Annotated in this window: 12 protein-coding genes; 2 read left to right on the top strand and 10 right to left on the bottom strand. The window is 51.6% G+C overall.

Annotated elements, in window-relative coordinates; all coding sequences use genetic code 11:
- Nucleotides 1-22: 22 nt before the first annotated feature.
- From pstA to PQG83_RS01860, 10 genes are all read right to left on the bottom strand, one after another.
- Nucleotides 23-1,654 (bottom strand): phosphate ABC transporter permease PstA, encoded by a 1,632-nt coding sequence (gene pstA, locus PQG83_RS01905; RefSeq protein ID WP_312746145.1) that lies wholly within the window; start codon nucleotides 1,652-1,654, stop codon nucleotides 23-25.
- An 11-nt stretch (nucleotides 1,655-1,665) separates the two neighbouring features.
- Nucleotides 1,666-3,972: an ABC transporter permease subunit gene (locus PQG83_RS01900; protein ID WP_312746142.1), complete on the bottom strand. Its 2,307-nt coding sequence runs from the start codon at nucleotides 3,970-3,972 to the stop codon at nucleotides 1,666-1,668.
- 120 nt (nucleotides 3,973-4,092) lie between these two features.
- On the bottom strand, nucleotides 4,093-5,025 hold the full coding sequence (locus tag PQG83_RS01895) for a PstS family phosphate ABC transporter substrate-binding protein (RefSeq protein WP_376753626.1): 933 nt from the start codon (nucleotides 5,023-5,025) through the stop codon (nucleotides 4,093-4,095).
- Between the two features lie 158 nt (nucleotides 5,026-5,183).
- Complete coding sequence (locus PQG83_RS01890) at nucleotides 5,184-5,507, bottom strand: hypothetical protein (protein WP_312746137.1); 324 nt, start codon at nucleotides 5,505-5,507, stop codon at nucleotides 5,184-5,186.
- Between the two features lie 197 nt (nucleotides 5,508-5,704).
- On the bottom strand, nucleotides 5,705-7,087 hold the full coding sequence (locus PQG83_RS01885) for an ATP-binding protein (protein WP_312746136.1): 1,383 nt from the start codon (nucleotides 7,085-7,087) through the stop codon (nucleotides 5,705-5,707).
- A gap of 29 nt (nucleotides 7,088-7,116) precedes the next feature.
- Nucleotides 7,117-7,809, bottom strand: coding sequence for a response regulator (locus PQG83_RS01880; protein WP_312746135.1), 693 nt, complete (start codon nucleotides 7,807-7,809; stop codon nucleotides 7,117-7,119).
- A gap of 25 nt (nucleotides 7,810-7,834) precedes the next feature.
- Nucleotides 7,835-9,325, bottom strand: a complete 1,491-nt coding sequence (locus tag PQG83_RS01875) for a TM0106 family RecB-like putative nuclease (RefSeq protein ID WP_312746134.1) — start codon at nucleotides 9,323-9,325, stop codon at nucleotides 7,835-7,837.
- 937 nt (nucleotides 9,326-10,262) lie between these two features.
- Complete coding sequence (locus tag PQG83_RS01870) at nucleotides 10,263-11,273, bottom strand: zinc-binding alcohol dehydrogenase family protein (protein WP_312746132.1); 1,011 nt, start codon at nucleotides 11,271-11,273, stop codon at nucleotides 10,263-10,265.
- 141 nt (nucleotides 11,274-11,414) lie between these two features.
- Nucleotides 11,415-11,888, bottom strand: coding sequence for an RpiB/LacA/LacB family sugar-phosphate isomerase (locus PQG83_RS01865; protein WP_312746130.1), 474 nt, complete (start codon nucleotides 11,886-11,888; stop codon nucleotides 11,415-11,417).
- A gap of 363 nt (nucleotides 11,889-12,251) precedes the next feature.
- Nucleotides 12,252-13,622 carry a DUF8689 domain-containing protein gene (locus PQG83_RS01860; protein ID WP_312746128.1) on the bottom strand — a complete coding sequence of 457 codons (1,371 nt, stop codon included), beginning with the start codon at nucleotides 13,620-13,622 and terminating at the stop codon, nucleotides 12,252-12,254.
- A 186-nt stretch (nucleotides 13,623-13,808) separates the two neighbouring features.
- Between PQG83_RS01860 and PQG83_RS01855 the strand changes: the two genes are divergently transcribed.
- Together PQG83_RS01855 and PQG83_RS01850 are read left to right on the top strand one after the other, a co-directional pair.
- A complete protein-coding gene (locus PQG83_RS01855; protein WP_312746126.1) occupies nucleotides 13,809-15,434 on the top strand; it encodes an ABC transporter substrate-binding protein in 1,626 nt (541 codons plus the stop codon).
- A gap of 70 nt (nucleotides 15,435-15,504) precedes the next feature.
- Nucleotides 15,505-16,431, top strand: a complete 927-nt coding sequence (locus PQG83_RS01850; protein ID WP_312746125.1) for an ABC transporter permease — start codon at nucleotides 15,505-15,507, stop codon at nucleotides 16,429-16,431.

Raw genomic sequence — 16,431 nt, 5'->3', positions numbered from 1 at the left:
GCTTTCCATAATTGTACCTCATTTAGACCGAAGCGCCAGCATAGCGCTTCCGCATCCGGGTGCGGAGCGCAATGGCGGTCATGTTCAAGAGGAGGACGACCAGAACCAGGACCAGGGTCGTGACGTAAACCATTGGCTTTGCCGCCTCCACATTAGGGGATTGAAAACCCACATCATAGATATGAAAGCCCAAATGCATAAATTTTCGATCAAGATGCAGAAAAGGAAACTGACTATCAACCGGCAGGGCCGGAGCAAGTTTGACCACGCCGGTTAACATGAGTGGCGCCACTTCGCCGGTCGCCCTGGATACCGCGAGAATCAACCCGGTTAAAATCCCCGGCATGGCACACGGCAGGACAACCCGCATGAGGGATTCAAATTTTGTCGCCCCCAATCCCAACGACCCTTCCCGATACTCCCTGGGAACCGCCGATAATCCTTCTTCCGTCGCCACAATCACGACTGGAACAGTCATGAGGGCTAAAGTCAGTGAAGCCCATAACATTCCCCCGGTTCCAAATGTCGGATTCGGCAAGGAGGCCGAAAAAAATAATTGATCAATGGTTCCCCCCACCGCATACACAAAGAACCCCAGACCGAATACACCAAAGACAATTGACGGAACCCCTGCAAGATTATTCACCGCAATCCGGATCATTCGGGTCAATGGGCCTTGTTTGGCATATTCCTTTAAATACACGGCAGCCAGGACCCCGAACGGCACCACCACCACACTCATCACCAAGACCATCATGACCGTCCCGAAAATCGCAGGGAAGATCCCACCTTCGGTATTTGCTTCCCGTGGCTCTTCGGTTAACACGTTCCAGAAGTTTTCCATATACATCAGGATTTTGTCCGCCACAGTCATGGCATTCGGACGCCACGCCTTGACAATGCCGCCAACCGGAAATGTTTTTTCTTCGCCAGTGACATCCATGAGGGTGACACGATACCGGTTCAATCGCTCATACAACCCCACCAATCGTTCGATCTGCTCCTGATATGCCGCTTCCCGTTGTTGAATCTCCCGTTGAAGAATGTCGGCTGAATCCTGAGAAATTTCCCCTTTTGATTCCAAAACCTTCAAATTCAGACGCGCCCGCTCCATGTCAGCGTTTATGGCGCCAATCACATCGTGTTCAATATGATGAATTTCCTGGTGAAGAGCTTCGGCCTGCTCCAAGAAGGGATACCAGATGTCCCATCCAATATCCCGGCCCTGAGCTAGACGGGTCTCCCCGTCCCACACTTCCGTGACCCAGCCATAAAAGTTTCCCCACTCCCGTCGTTCAAATGCGATGACATCCTGAGGCCAGGTCCGTTGGGCAATGTCGGCTTCATCAACCCATCGGAAATCCAGTCCGTACACATCCCGGTTGCCCACCTTCAGTTGGATGCGAGACTGTCCATCGGGAAAATCTGCGCTGACGGTTTCCGGAATGCGCTGGGTATCCACGATTTCCCCGAGCACCCGGGTGTCATCCTTGAGCGTGAACTGCACGAGATCTTTCGGCCAAAAATAGCCCATACCATTTACGAAAATAAGCGCCAGGAGGCCGCCGATCAGAAGCAGAGAACAGGCTAAGGCACCACCTGCCAACCAGATAAATAATGTGCCGGATGCAAAAAACCGTTGGAAAAATTTCATGGCTGCTCGACTTAAAACTGAGAATATTTTTGACGGAGGCGTTGCCGGACGATTTCGGCAATCGTATTAACCGTAAAGGTGAAGCCAAACAAAATCAGACCGGACAGGAACAACACACGATACAAGGTCCCGCCGTGAGGAGCTTCAGGCATTTCCACTGCAATGTTGGCCGAGAGCGTACGAAATCCATTGAACATACTCCAATCCATGATCGGGGTATTTCCGGTGGCCATCAGGACAATCATCGTTTCGCCTATCGCACGCCCAAATCCGATCATCAATGCCGAGAAGATCCCCGGACTGGCCGAGATGAGAACTAACCGGGTCAAGGTCTGCCAACGTGTCGCTCCCAGGGCCAGAGATCCGGCGACAAGTTGCTTCGGCACATTGGCAATGGCATCTTCAGCAATACTGAAAATAATCGGAATCACCGCAAAGCCCATCGCAAAACTAATAACAATGGCATTACGCTGATCATACGTTAACCCCAAATTTTGTATTAACCATTGTTTGAAATTTCCTCCAAACAACCAGCCCTCAATCGACTGATTGGCCATCAAACAGGCACTCACCGTGAGAACAATGGCGACCATCATGACCATCAGATCAAGGCCATACGCCTCAAAGCGCTTGACCCGAATAGGGAGAAATTGCCAAGCCAGACAACAGACGGCAATTACCAGAGGCAGCAATCCTACAATAGCCACCACCGCAGGGAAAATCTTTTCTAAGAGAGGAGCAAACCAGAGGCCCGCGAGAAAGCCCAAAACCACCGACGGGAGAGCCGCCATTAATTCCAGAGACGGCTTCACCACAGATCGAAGATGGGGATGCATGAACATCCCCGTATAAATGGCTCCCATAACGGCGAGAGGGATGGCCAACACCATGGCATACAACGTCCCCTTCAACGTCCCAAACATAAGTGGGATGAGTCCCAATTTCGGCTCAAACTCATCCGACCCGCTGGAGGATTGCCAAATCATCTCCGGACGGTCATAGCCTTCATAGGTCACCGGAAAAAATAAGGATTGGAACGTCACCTCCGGATGGGGATTATCAATAGCATAGGTCTGAAGCGTGCCACCTTCCTCCAACCACACCACGCCATCGGCTTTTGGAGCATAGCGCAGAGATTCGATGGCTTTGCCCCTACCAGGAATTTCTAAAATCGTTTCTCCAGTTGTGGAATAATGCAGCATCACGGTTCCCTGCTCGTCGGCAGTGAGAAATCCTTTATCCCGTTGGGACACGGAGAGACTTGTCACCGCCCGGGCATGAGGGGTAAAGGTATGGACTTTTCTCAGGATTTTTCCGGACGGCCCTGACTGATCGGCTGAGAACGCCCATGTACTCACGGTGCCCGAAGTGGTGCCAGCCACCAACGTTCGTTCACCTAACACATATGAGAGAGCAGTCACGCCATCCCCGGCAGCACCTACAGGCACGGATTGAGGCAGGGCATCAAATCCCTGCCGTTCCCATTCCCATGCGAGGAGATGCCCATCGTTCGTCCCGGCTACCAATCGTTTTCCCACACTATCCAGGGCCAAAGCCCTCAGATGAGCATCCGGCGGAAGGACCAGCCGATTGGTTGTGACAACGACGTCATCCGAAAAGGAAAAATCCCCTGGTTCTTCAATCCTGGTCACCCAAAGCTCCCCGCTTCCGGTGAGAGCCACGACTGTTTGAATTTCATCTCCTCGAGTGACATGCGCATGGAGAATGATCCCCGTTCCGTCAGGCACCACCCGCACAGGATCGTTGACCTTCACACTCGGGAGAATGGTCCGTTGGTCCCCTTGGAAATCCGAGCGATACATGATCTTGACCAGATAGACGAGTCCCCGATCGGTCCCGACGCTAAGGGTATGGCCTTTTAACCCGACACGCACCACAGACGTCGGCTCACCTTCGATCGACAACTCCCCGCCCGCCTCCGGTATTGGCGTGCCATTGGGTAAGGAAAGAAATTTGAGCTGTTTCCCTTCAAAAATAAACGGAACTTCACGGTATTCATCAATCCCCACCAACATGTGAGTCCGTTCGGAAACTTGAGCCCCGGGAATTGCCACAGGCAGAGTCAGTTCAAGAGAGACGGTCGCGGGTTGAAACAAAGGAATGACTTCCCACACCAGATACACAAAAATCCCAAGAATACTGACAATCGTCGCCAGGCCTCCCGCCCCAACGATATACTTGGCCACACGATCAATCAGGTGACGGATCCGCCTTCGAGTGCCCGTGCGGGAAACGCCGGACAATAATTGTTTATTCGATTCCAAAGAGGAGGAGGAGGAAGATACGGGTGGCATCATGTGTGGTTGTTGGGAAGGGGAAATGAGAAACGAGAAACAGGGTTGAAATGATATTAGAACACCCAACCGCTCTCCAAAAGGTTTCTCCGGGAGGCGGTCAGGATGTTTCTTAAGATATTCCTATTTGAGGTGCTCCGACTGTTTCCCGATAATCTTTTCCGGGATGGGGAAATAGCCATCTTTAATGACGACCTTCTGTCCTTCACGGCTATACACATATTTCAAAAATTCTCGAACAATCGGCGACAACGGTTGATTGGGAGCTTTGTTCACATACACAAACAAATACCGTGACAAGGGGTACTCCCCCTTGATGGCATTTTCATAATTGGGCTCCACAAAGGGTTGCCCTGCCTTCATGGAAAGAGGAAGCGCATGGACACTAGAGGTTCGATATCCAATACCGCTATATCCGATCCCTGCCTGATCTTCAGTTACCCCTTGCACGACAGAAGCCGAACCGGGCTGTTCCTTCACTTCATCTTTATAATCACCATTTTCCAGCACCACTTCTTTGAAAAACCCATAGGTCCCCGATGCCGAATTCCGGCCATAGATACTGATCGGCATATCGGCAAACATGCCGGTTAACCCCAATTGGCCCCAACTGGAGAGGTTTTCCTTATATCCGTGCTGCCGGGTCTTAGAAAATACCGCGTCGACTTGCTCAATCGTCATCCCTTGAATGGGATTGTCCTTATTGACATAGACCGCCAACGCATCAATCGCAACGGGAAAGGGGGTAGGTTTATAACCGAACTTCGACTCAAAGGCATCGATTTCTTTCCCCTTCATCTTACGGGACATCGGCCCCAATTGAGCCGTTCCTTCAATGAGAGCAGGGGGAGCGGTGCTTGATCCTTTTCCCTCAATCTGAATTTTGACATTGGGGTATTGCCTCCGGAATCCTTCAGCCCATAGCGTCATAAGATTATTCAGGGTATCCGAGCCAATGCTATTAAGGTTTCCGGATACGCCACTCACCTTGGCATAATTCACCCAATTAGGATCTTCCATCTCATCTTTAGCCCAAACAGTAGAGGCCCCAAGCATTGCGATCCCGGTCCAGCCCAGGAGCAGCCCTATCCCCAAGCCCAACACCCACACTCGCCTTCGTTTCTGACTGTGTTTCATCAATCGTGCCTCCTCATGTGAATAAATAGTGTAGGTCCAACAGGTTTCTTCTATGTAACGGCAATGTTACGAACGTGTTAAATACCCAACCACCGGTCTCCCGGCTTTGACGGCATATAGCCCGTCAAGACATCCTCCTCGTTCTCTTCGTTTCCGCTTGACGACGACGAATGGATGGCCCGAACTTCAAATTGAAACTCCTTTTGGCACAAGATGACGGACCCTTCTTGCAGGCATTCCCCCAGGATGGAAAATAAATGCCCCCACCGCATCCAAGGCAAATGTTCCAATAGTGCTTCTATCGTCACCCCCGGACTGGCAGAAATGACCGCTAACACCTGATCATGATCTTTCCGTTCCACATCAACGGGAGCATTCCATTCTGTGCTTTTTGTTCTCATGGGCCTCTCCCCACATTCTCGTCTCACGTTGAGACAGCTCCAAACCTCGCCAGTCTGATTATTTAACCCTGCCATCGAATCCTAGCGAATGACTATTTCACCTTTGTGAGGTTCGGGTTACAACTGTGTAACGTTTTTGGGAGGGGTTGGGTGAAAAAACTAAAGGAAGGGGGTGACCCGGGAGAGAACACCAAATCTCACAAAGATTGACTTGAGGGAGTTGGCCTGGATACAGGCAGGATCACCTCCACGGTGGTCCCTTTTCCCAATTCACTTTGTATGCGAAGTTTGCCATCGAGCAGTTGAAGTAGATGCTTGACGATGGAGAGCCCAAGACCCGTCCCACCTTCTTCACGGGACCGCGCTCGATCCACCCGATAAAATCGTTCGGTAATCCTCGGAAGATCCGTTGAAGGAATACCCTGGCCTGTATCTTTAATCTGCAGTGAGATCCGCTCATCTCCCAACGGTATGGCCTGAAACGATATGGTGCCTCCATCAGACGTATATTTAATTGCATTATCCACGAGATTTACCAGAATCTGAATCAAGCGGTCTCTATCAACCCAGCCATTAAGTTCCATTCCGATCGTATTGGAGATCTGCAGATTTTTTTTCGAGAGTTGATGTTGAAACATCTCACAGACATCCTGCGCCACTTCACACAACGGCACCGATTCACAACGCAATACGACTTTTCCCGATTCAATTTCCGAGAGGCTGCGTAAGTCTTCTACTAACCGACTGAGCCGCACCGCATGTTGGTGGGCAACCTGCACAAATTTCCGATTGTTCGGAGTTTCCAATGACGGTTCATCCACAAGCGTTTCCAAATATCCGACAATGGCCGTCAGCGGGGTGCGCAGTTCATGGGACACGTTCTCAACAAACTCCGTCCGTACCTGTTCCAAGCGACGTAATTGGGTAACATCGTGCAACACCAGCACGCTCCCCTTCTTCTGATTGGAAAAGGGAAAAGGGAGCGCATAGACCTCTAACACCATGGAGACGGGAGGATGCAATTCTACCTCTGCCTGTCGTCGCTCATGCCACGCCAATTCCTGGCAGCCTTCAACCAGACCTGCCAGTTCTTGATTTCTGATGATTTCCCACAGCGATCGCCCTTGAAGCGCTTGAGCGTCCAATCCCAATATGCGATGGGCGCTGGAATTGGTGAACAACACCTTTCCCTTTGGATCAAAGGCCACCACCCCTTCCACCAGATTTTCCATGATGGCGATAATTTTCGTGCGTTCTTCCTCGAGGCCGGTCATACGTTTCTTCACGTTTTCCACCAGGCGCTGGATATAGCCTCCAAAGGCATCGGAGTCCAACACACGAGAAGTCCTCGCCTCATCAATCCCGCTGAGTTGTTCAAGTTGACGAACGCCTGTCATGACCTCTTCATGGTTTTCTCTCGTCTGATCCCAGATGTCCCGGGTCAGCAACACCGCCACGCCGACCAAACCAGCCCCCAACAACACTATCGCCCAGAAAGGCCATGCCCAGGCAACCGCCACACCCACACCGATCATGGAGGCCACCATCCAACCAACAAGAATGAGCGAAGGTTTACGCATTGATCAATGTCAGGTTCATTATGCTCACCTTAGACCGACCCCGACTCAAAACGATAGCCCACACCTTTGACCGTCACAATGCGTGCGCATTCGCGTCCTAACTTTTCCCGGAGCCGCCGGATGTGCACATCCACCGTTCGCGATTCTATATCCACGGCATTGGAATAACCCCAGACCGTTTCCAATATTTGCTCCCGGTTCAGGACCCGGCCGTTCGCCCGCATCAACGCACAGAGCAGATCGAATTCCTTGACAGTTAACTCCACCACGGTCCCGTCCACCGTCACCTGGTGTTTGCCTTCATCGACCTCGAGCGTTCCAACCCGTTTAAGCGCCGGCATGTCCTGCCCCTGTCCCCGCCGCAACACCGCTTTCACTCTGGCGAGGAGTTCCCTTGGGCTAAAGGGTTTCACCATATAGTCGTCCGCCCCCATTTCCAACCCGACAATCCGATCGACCTCTTCGGCCTTCGCCGTCAACATAATAATGGCGATCGAAGACGTTTTCGGGTCTTTCCTCAACTTCCGGCAGACCTCTAACCCATCCACACCCGGCAACATGAGATCCAGGACTATAAGATCCGGAGTACGTTCCCTTGCCATCTGCAGGGCCGTCTCCCCATCACGCGCTTCCAGGCACTTGAGACCTTCCTTTTCCAAGTGATACTTGACCAACTCCACCAGATCCTTTTCATCATCAACGACTAATACCGTTGCAGCCATAGTCCAATCTCCTCAACAGTGCGTCTCAAGGCGCCAGCTTTTTAGGCATACCCTGAGTCTTGTGGGCGTGATGTACAAAATATCGTGTGATGGCTGCCATGGCATAGCAATCATCCTCGTTATATTCCAAAATTCTATTCAGCAGCGCTTCATGAGCCGGATTGGCTAGATAATCGTTATACCAGGCAATGGAGTTGGCGCCGGACGGGTCCACGTCTCTCCACTGAAACCCGATAAACTTGGCGATATGTTTAATCCCATAAGAAAATGTCGGCCAATCAGAATATTCCACAATGAGGTCTTGATACAAATCAAATTCACAGGCCTTATATTTTTCAAACGTCTCGGCATCCAGATCATATTTTTCCATCAGACGTTTCAGCGTCGATCGCTCCTTATGGGAATACACATAGTACACAGCTTGTTCCGTCGATTGAATAAATTGCCAGAAGTCCCTGACCGCCTGCTCTTCGTCTTCGGGCCTTTTAGCCAAAAAATAGGTAAAATGAGAGGGCCTCTTTCCATCCTGAATGACCATTCCGAACAAATAGGTGACGCCACGGGTCGGGTCATCTTCAATATCAAAATAGATCTCCCGATCAACCTCCGGAAACCTATAGCCGGAGCGGATCTTCGGCTTTCCCTCTAACAGAACCTGCGCCCGCTCTTTCATCCGTGTCAGGGAGACTTTTCCCATTCGCGGAATCTTATGAGGGGGCTTGAGATAAGTTTGCACATCCATGTGAGCAATATCTTGAATCGTCCGAATCCCCTGCTCCCTGAGCGCAAATTTTTGTTTACCCACAAAAAATAAGCCGGTGGGATCGGACTCCTTTTTCACCCATCGGTAACATCGGCTAAACCATCCGCACATGGTACAGTGACTTCCCATCACCGGTTCCGAAGTCTCCTTCCCGGACACCAGTTGCTGAACGTCCCGCATGGCCTGGTTAAACCGTTCTTCAAATGGAGCCGGATCAAATTGTTCAAGCTGTTTGTCTACATTAATGATCCGCCCACCCGCTGGAACTGTTCCCTGAATCTTCTCAAGTAACAACCGATAAAACAAAATCTGGAAGGCGTAATGTTCTTTAAACTTGGGTTTCTTGCCGTCCGCCTCTTCCCAACCCTTTCCAGCCTTAATATCAATCGGCTCATAAAGATATTTGCCAAAGCGAGACGCTCCATCCTCACGTTTCACCAACAAATCCGGTCGCCCCACAAAGTGCTCATGGATCAAACAGCCTTGGTAAATCACAGCGGCTCCATGCTCCATGGCCACCAGGGTTTCCTGGAATGCCGGTTCTACGGCAAGATTTTGCAGGTCTACGATCTCCTGATCGCCGAGGGAAGTAATATAGTCACGTTCAGTCTGCAACCCCACTTCCCACAACAATTTCACAAATGAGCTGACCTCGGACTTTTCGGAGGGATCGCCGTGGCTATCCAGATACACGCGATGCAAACACTTGGTGTAGTTATAGAGGTCTTGAGCGGTGACTCGTTGCCGGGCCATAGAGAAGAAGAGAACGAAACAGTCAGTTCACATGTGGGGCAATTTTGCGTTCATTGTTATTACCAATACTAGCACAATAGAAACGAAAGGCAGAGCAGAATGAAAAGGGAAAAGATGAGTCGGAGTTCAGGTCAAATCCAAGCGGCATGTACCTGACAATGCCTTATAAATACTGACGTTGTCACGACCTCATCAAGTTCTGGGAAAGGATGTCATCTCGAGCCCTTCGGCACCCTCAGGACCAGTTCCACGAAGAATCTCGGTAAGCCATGAGAGGAACGACCGGGACACCGGTCCTCGCCGTTGGTTCAGATGGACATTTATTAAAAACTAAGTCATCTGGGTCAACCTCATAACCCTCAATACCCCTGCAATCCTCCTTGGAGTCCTCCGGAAACACCATCATTCTCCGCCTTGTTTACATAGATGTGATCGACGCCTAACCTTCCGGCAACTTCCGGCTATTACACTTCCCTTCATCAAATGAAGAATAGAAGCCGAAACTTTCTCCCTAATCATTCCGGTTGAGGCCCTTATCTCATAATCAGAGGAGGATTTCAATTTATGTATTGGGAAGTTGGAATTGGGTTTTTAACCAAATCCGTTTGTTCATATATTCGCCAATTTTTCAAACACCTCAGACAATAAACGCTCCCACGGATTTGAGAATCTTTTCGTTCCCCTGCAGGCTATAAGATCGTTACCTGTGATTTTGAGCAGAAGTGCCCCTTGCACTCATATTTCCGTCCCTTGTTTCAGTTGGAACTTTTTGAATGTTATCCCAATGATCAAGGATCTTTCCGTTCTAATCAAACCCAACGAAATCCATCGTGACGGATTCTTCGTTGTTTGGCTACGTCTAATAAGTGTGTAAGGCGACGAGATCTCCCTCGGCTACCGCACCCACGAACTCAATCTTCTTGTGCTACGCACCGAATCAAAACCCTTCAAGCACAATCTTGCCCCGCGCCGAGCCGCTTTCGAGTTGCGCATGCACCGCGCGCAGCGTCGCCGCATCGATCTTGCCCGCGGTTTCGGTCACGGTGGAACGGATGCGCCCCGCATCGACCAGCGCGGCCACTTCGTTCAACAGCTTCCCCTGTTCCGCCATATCCGGTGTGCCAAAGAGCGAACGCGTGAACATCATTTCCCAATGAATTGACACGGCCTTGAGCTTGAAGGGCATGACGTTGAGCACGTTCGGGTCATCGATCACGCCAAAACGGCCCTGCGGCGCAATCAGTTTGACGATATCCGTTACATGCTGGCCGGTCTGGGTCGTTGAGAACACAAACCCGGGAGCGCTGAGACCCAGTGTCTCAACCTGAGGTGCTAAAGGCTGGCGGTGGTCGATCACGTGATGGGCGCCGCATTCGCGCACCCAATCCTGCGTTTCAGGACGCGAGGCGGTAGCGATCACCGTGAGAGCGGTCAATGCCCGCAGAAGCTGAATGGTGATTGAGCCGACGCCACCTGCGCCACCAATGATTAAAATGGCGTTGCCTCCCTCCGGAGTCGGGCGTTTGACGTCGAGCCGGTCAAACAACATTTCCCAGGCGGTAATGGCCGTGAGCGGAAGAGCTGCGGCCTCCGCATCGCTCAAGCTGGAAGGTTTGCCGCCCACGATGCGTTCATCAACAAGGTGATACTCGCTGTTGGTGCCAGGTCGCGCAATAGACCCGGCATAAAAAACGGCATCGCCCGGTTTGAAATTCCGCACCTCAGGCCCCACAGCCTCGACAACGCCGGAAGCATCAAATCCAAGTACGCCCCAATCGCCTTCGGGAGCAGCACGGAGGCGCAATTTGGTGTCCACGGGGTTGACCGACACAGCGATGATCTTGACGAGCAGATCACGGCCTTCAGCTTTGGGTGTCTCAAGAGTAATGTCCTGCAGGGCGTCTTCACGCTCAATCGGACCAGGTGTTTTGTAGGCAACGGCTTTCATGATGAAGCTCCAGGTGTGTTGATGGTGTAAATAGATAATTGCGGTTCATGCAATGAGGTATCGGTGAGATTTTGCACCTCACGAATCGAAGGGATTTTTTGGCAAAAGCATTTTTACGCGCCCTGGCCCCTTTATCCGATTTCAATTCTTGAATTCCTCGGACTCAATCCGCTGGATATCGATCATTGAACGGTCAAGAAAAGCTTGGATCTCCTCATCCCATCCGCTTTTGAATTCAGTCGTGAGAAACGCATCAAGGATCTCCTTGCCTTTGTAAAATGCCGTAACCATGCCACCCATGGTGAGTACGTTGGCATTGTTGATCGATCGGGCCTTGGTCGCCGCCGAAGGATCCTCACACACCGCGGCATAGACGTTCGGATGTTTGTTCGCAATGATCGCCATGCCCATCCCTGTCCCGCACACCAGGATACCGCGATCACACTCACCTGAACCCACTTTTCCGGCGACTTCATGCGCGACTTCATAATAGGGACGTGCTTCATCCGTGGTCCCGCCCACATCCACGCATACATGACCGAGTGCCAGGACATGTCGCTTCACTGCCTCTTTCAGTTCCAGGCCAAAGGGATCTGCTCCGACTCCAATCTTCATGTCCAGCCTCTCCTTTTGGTTTTCGCCCTCGACACCTCTCCCCTATGTATGCAACACCAGCGCGTAAACGCTCTCCCCGGCAAGAGCCTCTACTGCATTCGAAGCCGGATGCGGTACAAGCCGTTACTGGAGGGTGGAGTCCACAGACCCGAACCCGAAGGAAACCGGGCGCACTCCACACACAGAAGATTGGCGCCGACACCAGCCACGGATCTGTAGGAATCCAGGCAAATTCTTGGTCAATTGATGAGAAATGTCAATGCGTGAGGTACGAATGGGAGGAACGGACGGCGAGATGGGACACCAACTCTCCCTCCCTGGAAAGTTAGGCCATCATAGCGAACAGCATCGGTAGGGTAAACGTTACTGACTCGTGTTCTGATCGTACTCGGCGGCCTCTACAAAGAAATAGGTATGGCAAGCCCGATCGATAAACGTTTTGGAGAGGGTCGGCGGCACTCCGTTAAATTTTGCAATACTGACGATCTGCTCGATCAAATCCCGGGGATGGCAACTCCGCATATTCAATTGATACTTGACATACACACCATCCAATAAATACTGCACCGCTTCCGGATCATACGGCACCCCTTTTTTCTTGCAGACTTCTTCAAAAATCTGTGTAAACCGTTCGGGGGTCGGATCGGCAATGTAGATTTTATTTCTGATCCGACGAAGGAACGCTTCATCGGCCAGCTTGGCCGGTTCCAGATTCGTGGCGAACAAGACAATCGTATCGAAGGGAATTTGGAACACCTTACCCGTATGCAATGTCAAATAATCCACCCGCTTTTCCAACGGCACAATCCATCGGTTGAGCAAATCTCGGGGACGGACCAATTGTCGTCCGAAGTCGTCAATCAGAAACACCCCGCCATTGGCTTTAATATGAGGAGGCGCTTTGTAATATTTCGCGGACGCATTAAAAGAGAGATCCAGCGTGGCCATCGTCAACTCACCGCCGGCAAACTCGATCGGACGCTTACACAGTACCCAGCGGGTATCTTTTTCCACTTTGGCTTCAATGAGGGATCTGGCCGCTTCTTGTGGAGCGTCGACTTTGACATGAGTGATCGGATCAAACACTTGAATGATTTGACCATCGACCTCCATGGCATAGGGGATATAAACTTCTCCCCCGCCTACCGCTTCCAACATCTTCCCAATGGCTTCAGCCAGGACCGTTTTCCCGTTTCCAGGAGGCCCATACAAAAAAATGGCCCAACCGGAATTGACGGCTTCCCCGAGTTGATCGACGGTGCCAGGAGTCAACACCAGATGTTCGGTCGCCGCTGTCACCGTTCGCCGGTCAATGGTTAAACTATTCACGGGCTGACTTTTGATCATGTTGATATACTGATTGAGGGGTACCGGAGCCGGTCCCACATATCTACACAGATCCATAAAAGCCGTGGCACGCTGACGACCTGCTTCCGTCAACACATACCGGAGTAACACCCCAAGCGACTCGCCATGTCCCTTGACCTCGCACAACTTCTCCCGCTGAATAAGGATGAACAGTTCCCTCATGACCCCATAAGGCAATTTCATAATCTCTCCAGCCGATCGCTCGGTGAGTTCTCCTTGGGTGTAGAGGGTTCTGACCAGAAGCTGGACAAGCAATTCCTCCGGTAATCCGGTCTCTTCAATCGTTGTCGGAGCCGTTAAGGAGCGAGCGTTCAAAGGTTGGGTCGTCGCATTTCCATGAGATGTCATCGTGGCAGCCGAACTCATTCGTAATCTCCTTTGATTAGTCTATTTCTTGAATAAGGGGGATATGGCGAGGGAGAGGTTCTTCGAGTCCTCAACTTTCGCCCTTTTACAATTGGGATAATCCCTGTAAAATTAAAAAAACATCGCCATGCATAGATCCCCACGCTATTTTCCCATCTTGCTTACACGCCGATTTCCTAAGGTTGCATGAGGATTTCTTTCCATGAACATCGCCATCTCAGCCATCATCGATCCCCTGTGTGTTCCCCTATCGGTTCTGCCAAAAGAATCCTTCATGGCTTTCAGGTGAACTGGCGATTATGGCTGATGGTGTTGGGCCTCATTTCCATTGTTGGCTGCACCGAAGCGCTTCCCGATGACACGCTTCGTTTTGGGTTAGCCAATTCGCCGACGAATTTAGATCCGCGTTTTGCCACTGATGCCACTTCGGCTCGACTCAATCGGCTGCTGTATTCGCGCCTAGTGGACTTCGGCGAGGGCACAATCCCGATTCCAGCTTTGGCCAGGTGGCGTGAACTCTCTCCCATCCATTATCGATTCGAGTTGCAGGAACCGACACCACTCTTCCACAATGGGGCACGACTCTCCGCCAACGATGTCAAAGCCACCTATGCCTCCATTTTGAATCCTGCCACGGCATCTCCTCATCGCGGTATTTTGCAAATTATCACCCGGATCGACACGCCGACGGAGAATACGGTTGATTTCTTTCTGAAGCAGCCCGATTCATTATTTCCCGGCTATTTAGTTATCGGCATTCTCCCCGCAAACCTTATTGCCAAGGGGCACCCCTTCCATGACGATCCCATAGGGAGCGGGCCCTTTCAATTTCTTGAACGCCCCGATGACACCCGGCTTGTAATCGAGCGACGAGCAGATGGTCAACGTGTTGAATTTTTAAGAATTCCCGATCCGACCGTTCGAACCCTTAAGCTTTTGGCAAACGAGATTCATCTCCTACAAAATGATCTCGCCCCTGAGCTTGTCACGTATTTGTCCGCCCACAAAGGCATCACCTTGCAACAGCGTGAGGGGGCAAATTTTGCCTACCTGGGATTCAATCAGTTAGATCCTGTGGTCGGTCAAGAACTGGTGCGGAAGGCTATTGCCCATGCCATCGATCGTGAGCACATTATTCAATTCGTGTTGAGAGGACGAGCCAGGGTCGCGCAAGCGCTCTTTCCTCCGGAGCATTGGGCTGGACATGCCACCTTATCAGGGTACGCCTACGATCCGGAGGCGGCCAAACGCTTATTGAAGGAAGCCGGCTATGATCATGACCATCGGCCGACCATCACCTATAAAACCTCAACTGACCCCTTTCGATTGCGCTTGGCGACAATCATTCAATACCAACTCGACCAGGTTGGAATTGATGTCTCCATCCAAAGCCACGATTGGGGCACATTTTACGGTGACATCAAATCCGGTCGATTCCAAATGTATAGCCTGGCGTGGGTCGGTGTGAAATCTCCGGATATTTTCCGGTATGCCTTTCATAGTGACGCCATCCCTCCTGTCGGCGCCAATCGTGGTCACTTTGCCGATGTGGTGGCGGATCGTCTCATGATGCAAGCCGAACGGACCCTGAACAGGCAGGAGCAGCAGGCCTTATATCGCACCCTTCAAGCTCGTCTCCAGGATACCCTTCCGTATGTGCCTCTCTGGTTTGAAGACCATTATGCTCTGACGTCCGCCACTATCACCGGATATCAATTGAGTGCCGATGGCAATTTTGACGGACTCAGTCAGGTCCGGTGGATGAGACCTCCTTCAGTTCCCCCCAAACACATCGCACGGTTCTACCCATGACCATGCCACGCGACTATGTCCGGGGCAGGCAGGCTCTTTTTTTTCAATCACCGTTATCTCCAGTCTCGTCATGACCCATTTCCTGGTGACAAGAATTTTGAGCGCGATGCTCGCCCTCCTGGGAGTGATTTGCCTGGTGTTTCTGTTGATTCACCTTATTCCAGGCGACCCCGTGGAAGTGATGCTGGGTGAATCAGCTCAACCGGCAGACAAAGAAACCCTTCGCCATGCCTTAGGCTTGGACCTCCCCCTCCATCAACAGTGGTGGATGTATTTCAAGGGGCTTTTACATCTGGATTTGGGCACATCCCTTTTTTCGGGTCGGGCGATTGTGGATCTGCTCATTGAACGCATTCCCGCCACCCTCTATCTCAGCCTCGTCTCCCTGATTGTGGCAATCGGGTTGGCGCTTCCTCTTGGCCTCGTCGCGGCCGTCCGCCAACACACACCTCTGGATTATGGCGCCATGGGGTTTGCGTTGTTTGGAATGTCGATTCCCAATTTCTGGATGGGTCCTGTACTCATTTTAGTCGGCGCGCTCTGGCTTGGCTGGTTTCCCGTGAGTGGTCGGGAAGGTTGGAACGCCGTCGTGCTGCCTGCCCTCACGCTCGGTACAGCCATGGCGGCCATCCTGGCCAGAATGATTCGGAGCAGCGTCCTTGAGGTATTGGGGGAGGACTTCATGCGGACCGCCCGCGCCAAAGGTCTCTCCTCAACCCGGGCGGTCTTGCGTCATGCACTGCCCAATGCCTTCTTACCCATCTTAACACTTTTGGGCCTGCAGCTCGGAGGCTTGCTTGGTGGAGCGGTGATCACTGAAACGGTTTTTGCCTGGCCGGGATTAGGACTGCTGATGATTGAAGCCATTCAACAGCGCGATTATCCGGTCGTGCAAGCGGCAGTGCTGTGTATCAGCATGACCTATATCGTGGTGAATCTGCTCACGGATCTGCTATATGCCTGGCTGGACCCTCGCATTCAATTCACCACTGATTAA

It is taken from the genome of Candidatus Nitrospira neomarina (assembly GCF_032051675.1).
Classification (GTDB): Bacteria; Nitrospirota; Nitrospiria; order Nitrospirales; family UBA8639; genus Nitrospira_E; species Nitrospira_E neomarina.
This window is presented reverse-complemented; position numbering and strand designations above follow the sequence as displayed.

What these genes read in the sequence shown, in the direction of transcription:
- PQG83_RS01850 (WP_312746125.1), top strand. Translation starts at nt 15,505, where the DNA reads ATGACCCATTTCCTGGTGACAAGAATTTTGAGCGCGATGCTCGCCCTC.
- PQG83_RS01880 (WP_312746135.1), bottom strand. Translation starts at nt 7,809, where the DNA reads ATGGCTGCAACGGTATTAGTCGTTGATGATGAAAAGGATCTGGTGGAG.
- pstA (WP_312746145.1), bottom strand. Translation starts at nt 1,654, where the DNA reads ATGAAATTTTTCCAACGGTTTTTTGCATCCGGCACATTATTTATCTGG.
- PQG83_RS01870 (WP_312746132.1), bottom strand. Translation starts at nt 11,273, where the DNA reads ATGAAAGCCGTTGCCTACAAAACACCTGGTCCGATTGAGCGTGAAGAC.
- PQG83_RS01865 (WP_312746130.1), bottom strand. Translation starts at nt 11,888, where the DNA reads ATGAAGATTGGAGTCGGAGCAGATCCCTTTGGCCTGGAACTGAAAGAG.
- PQG83_RS01885 (WP_312746136.1), bottom strand. Translation starts at nt 7,087, where the DNA reads ATGCGTAAACCTTCGCTCATTCTTGTTGGTTGGATGGTGGCCTCCATG.
- PQG83_RS01900 (WP_312746142.1), bottom strand. Translation starts at nt 3,972, where the DNA reads ATGATGCCACCCGTATCTTCCTCCTCCTCCTCTTTGGAATCGAATAAA.
- PQG83_RS01875 (WP_312746134.1), bottom strand. Translation starts at nt 9,325, where the DNA reads ATGGCCCGGCAACGAGTCACCGCTCAAGACCTCTATAACTACACCAAG.
- PQG83_RS01855 (WP_312746126.1), top strand. Translation starts at nt 13,809, where the DNA reads ATGAGGATTTCTTTCCATGAACATCGCCATCTCAGCCATCATCGATCC.
- PQG83_RS01890 (WP_312746137.1), bottom strand. Translation starts at nt 5,507, where the DNA reads ATGAGAACAAAAAGCACAGAATGGAATGCTCCCGTTGATGTGGAACGG.
- PQG83_RS01895 (WP_376753626.1), bottom strand. Translation starts at nt 5,025, where the DNA reads ATGCTTGGGGCCTCTACTGTTTGGGCTAAAGATGAGATGGAAGATCCT.
- PQG83_RS01860 (WP_312746128.1), bottom strand. Translation starts at nt 13,622, where the DNA reads ATGAGTTCGGCTGCCACGATGACATCTCATGGAAATGCGACGACCCAA.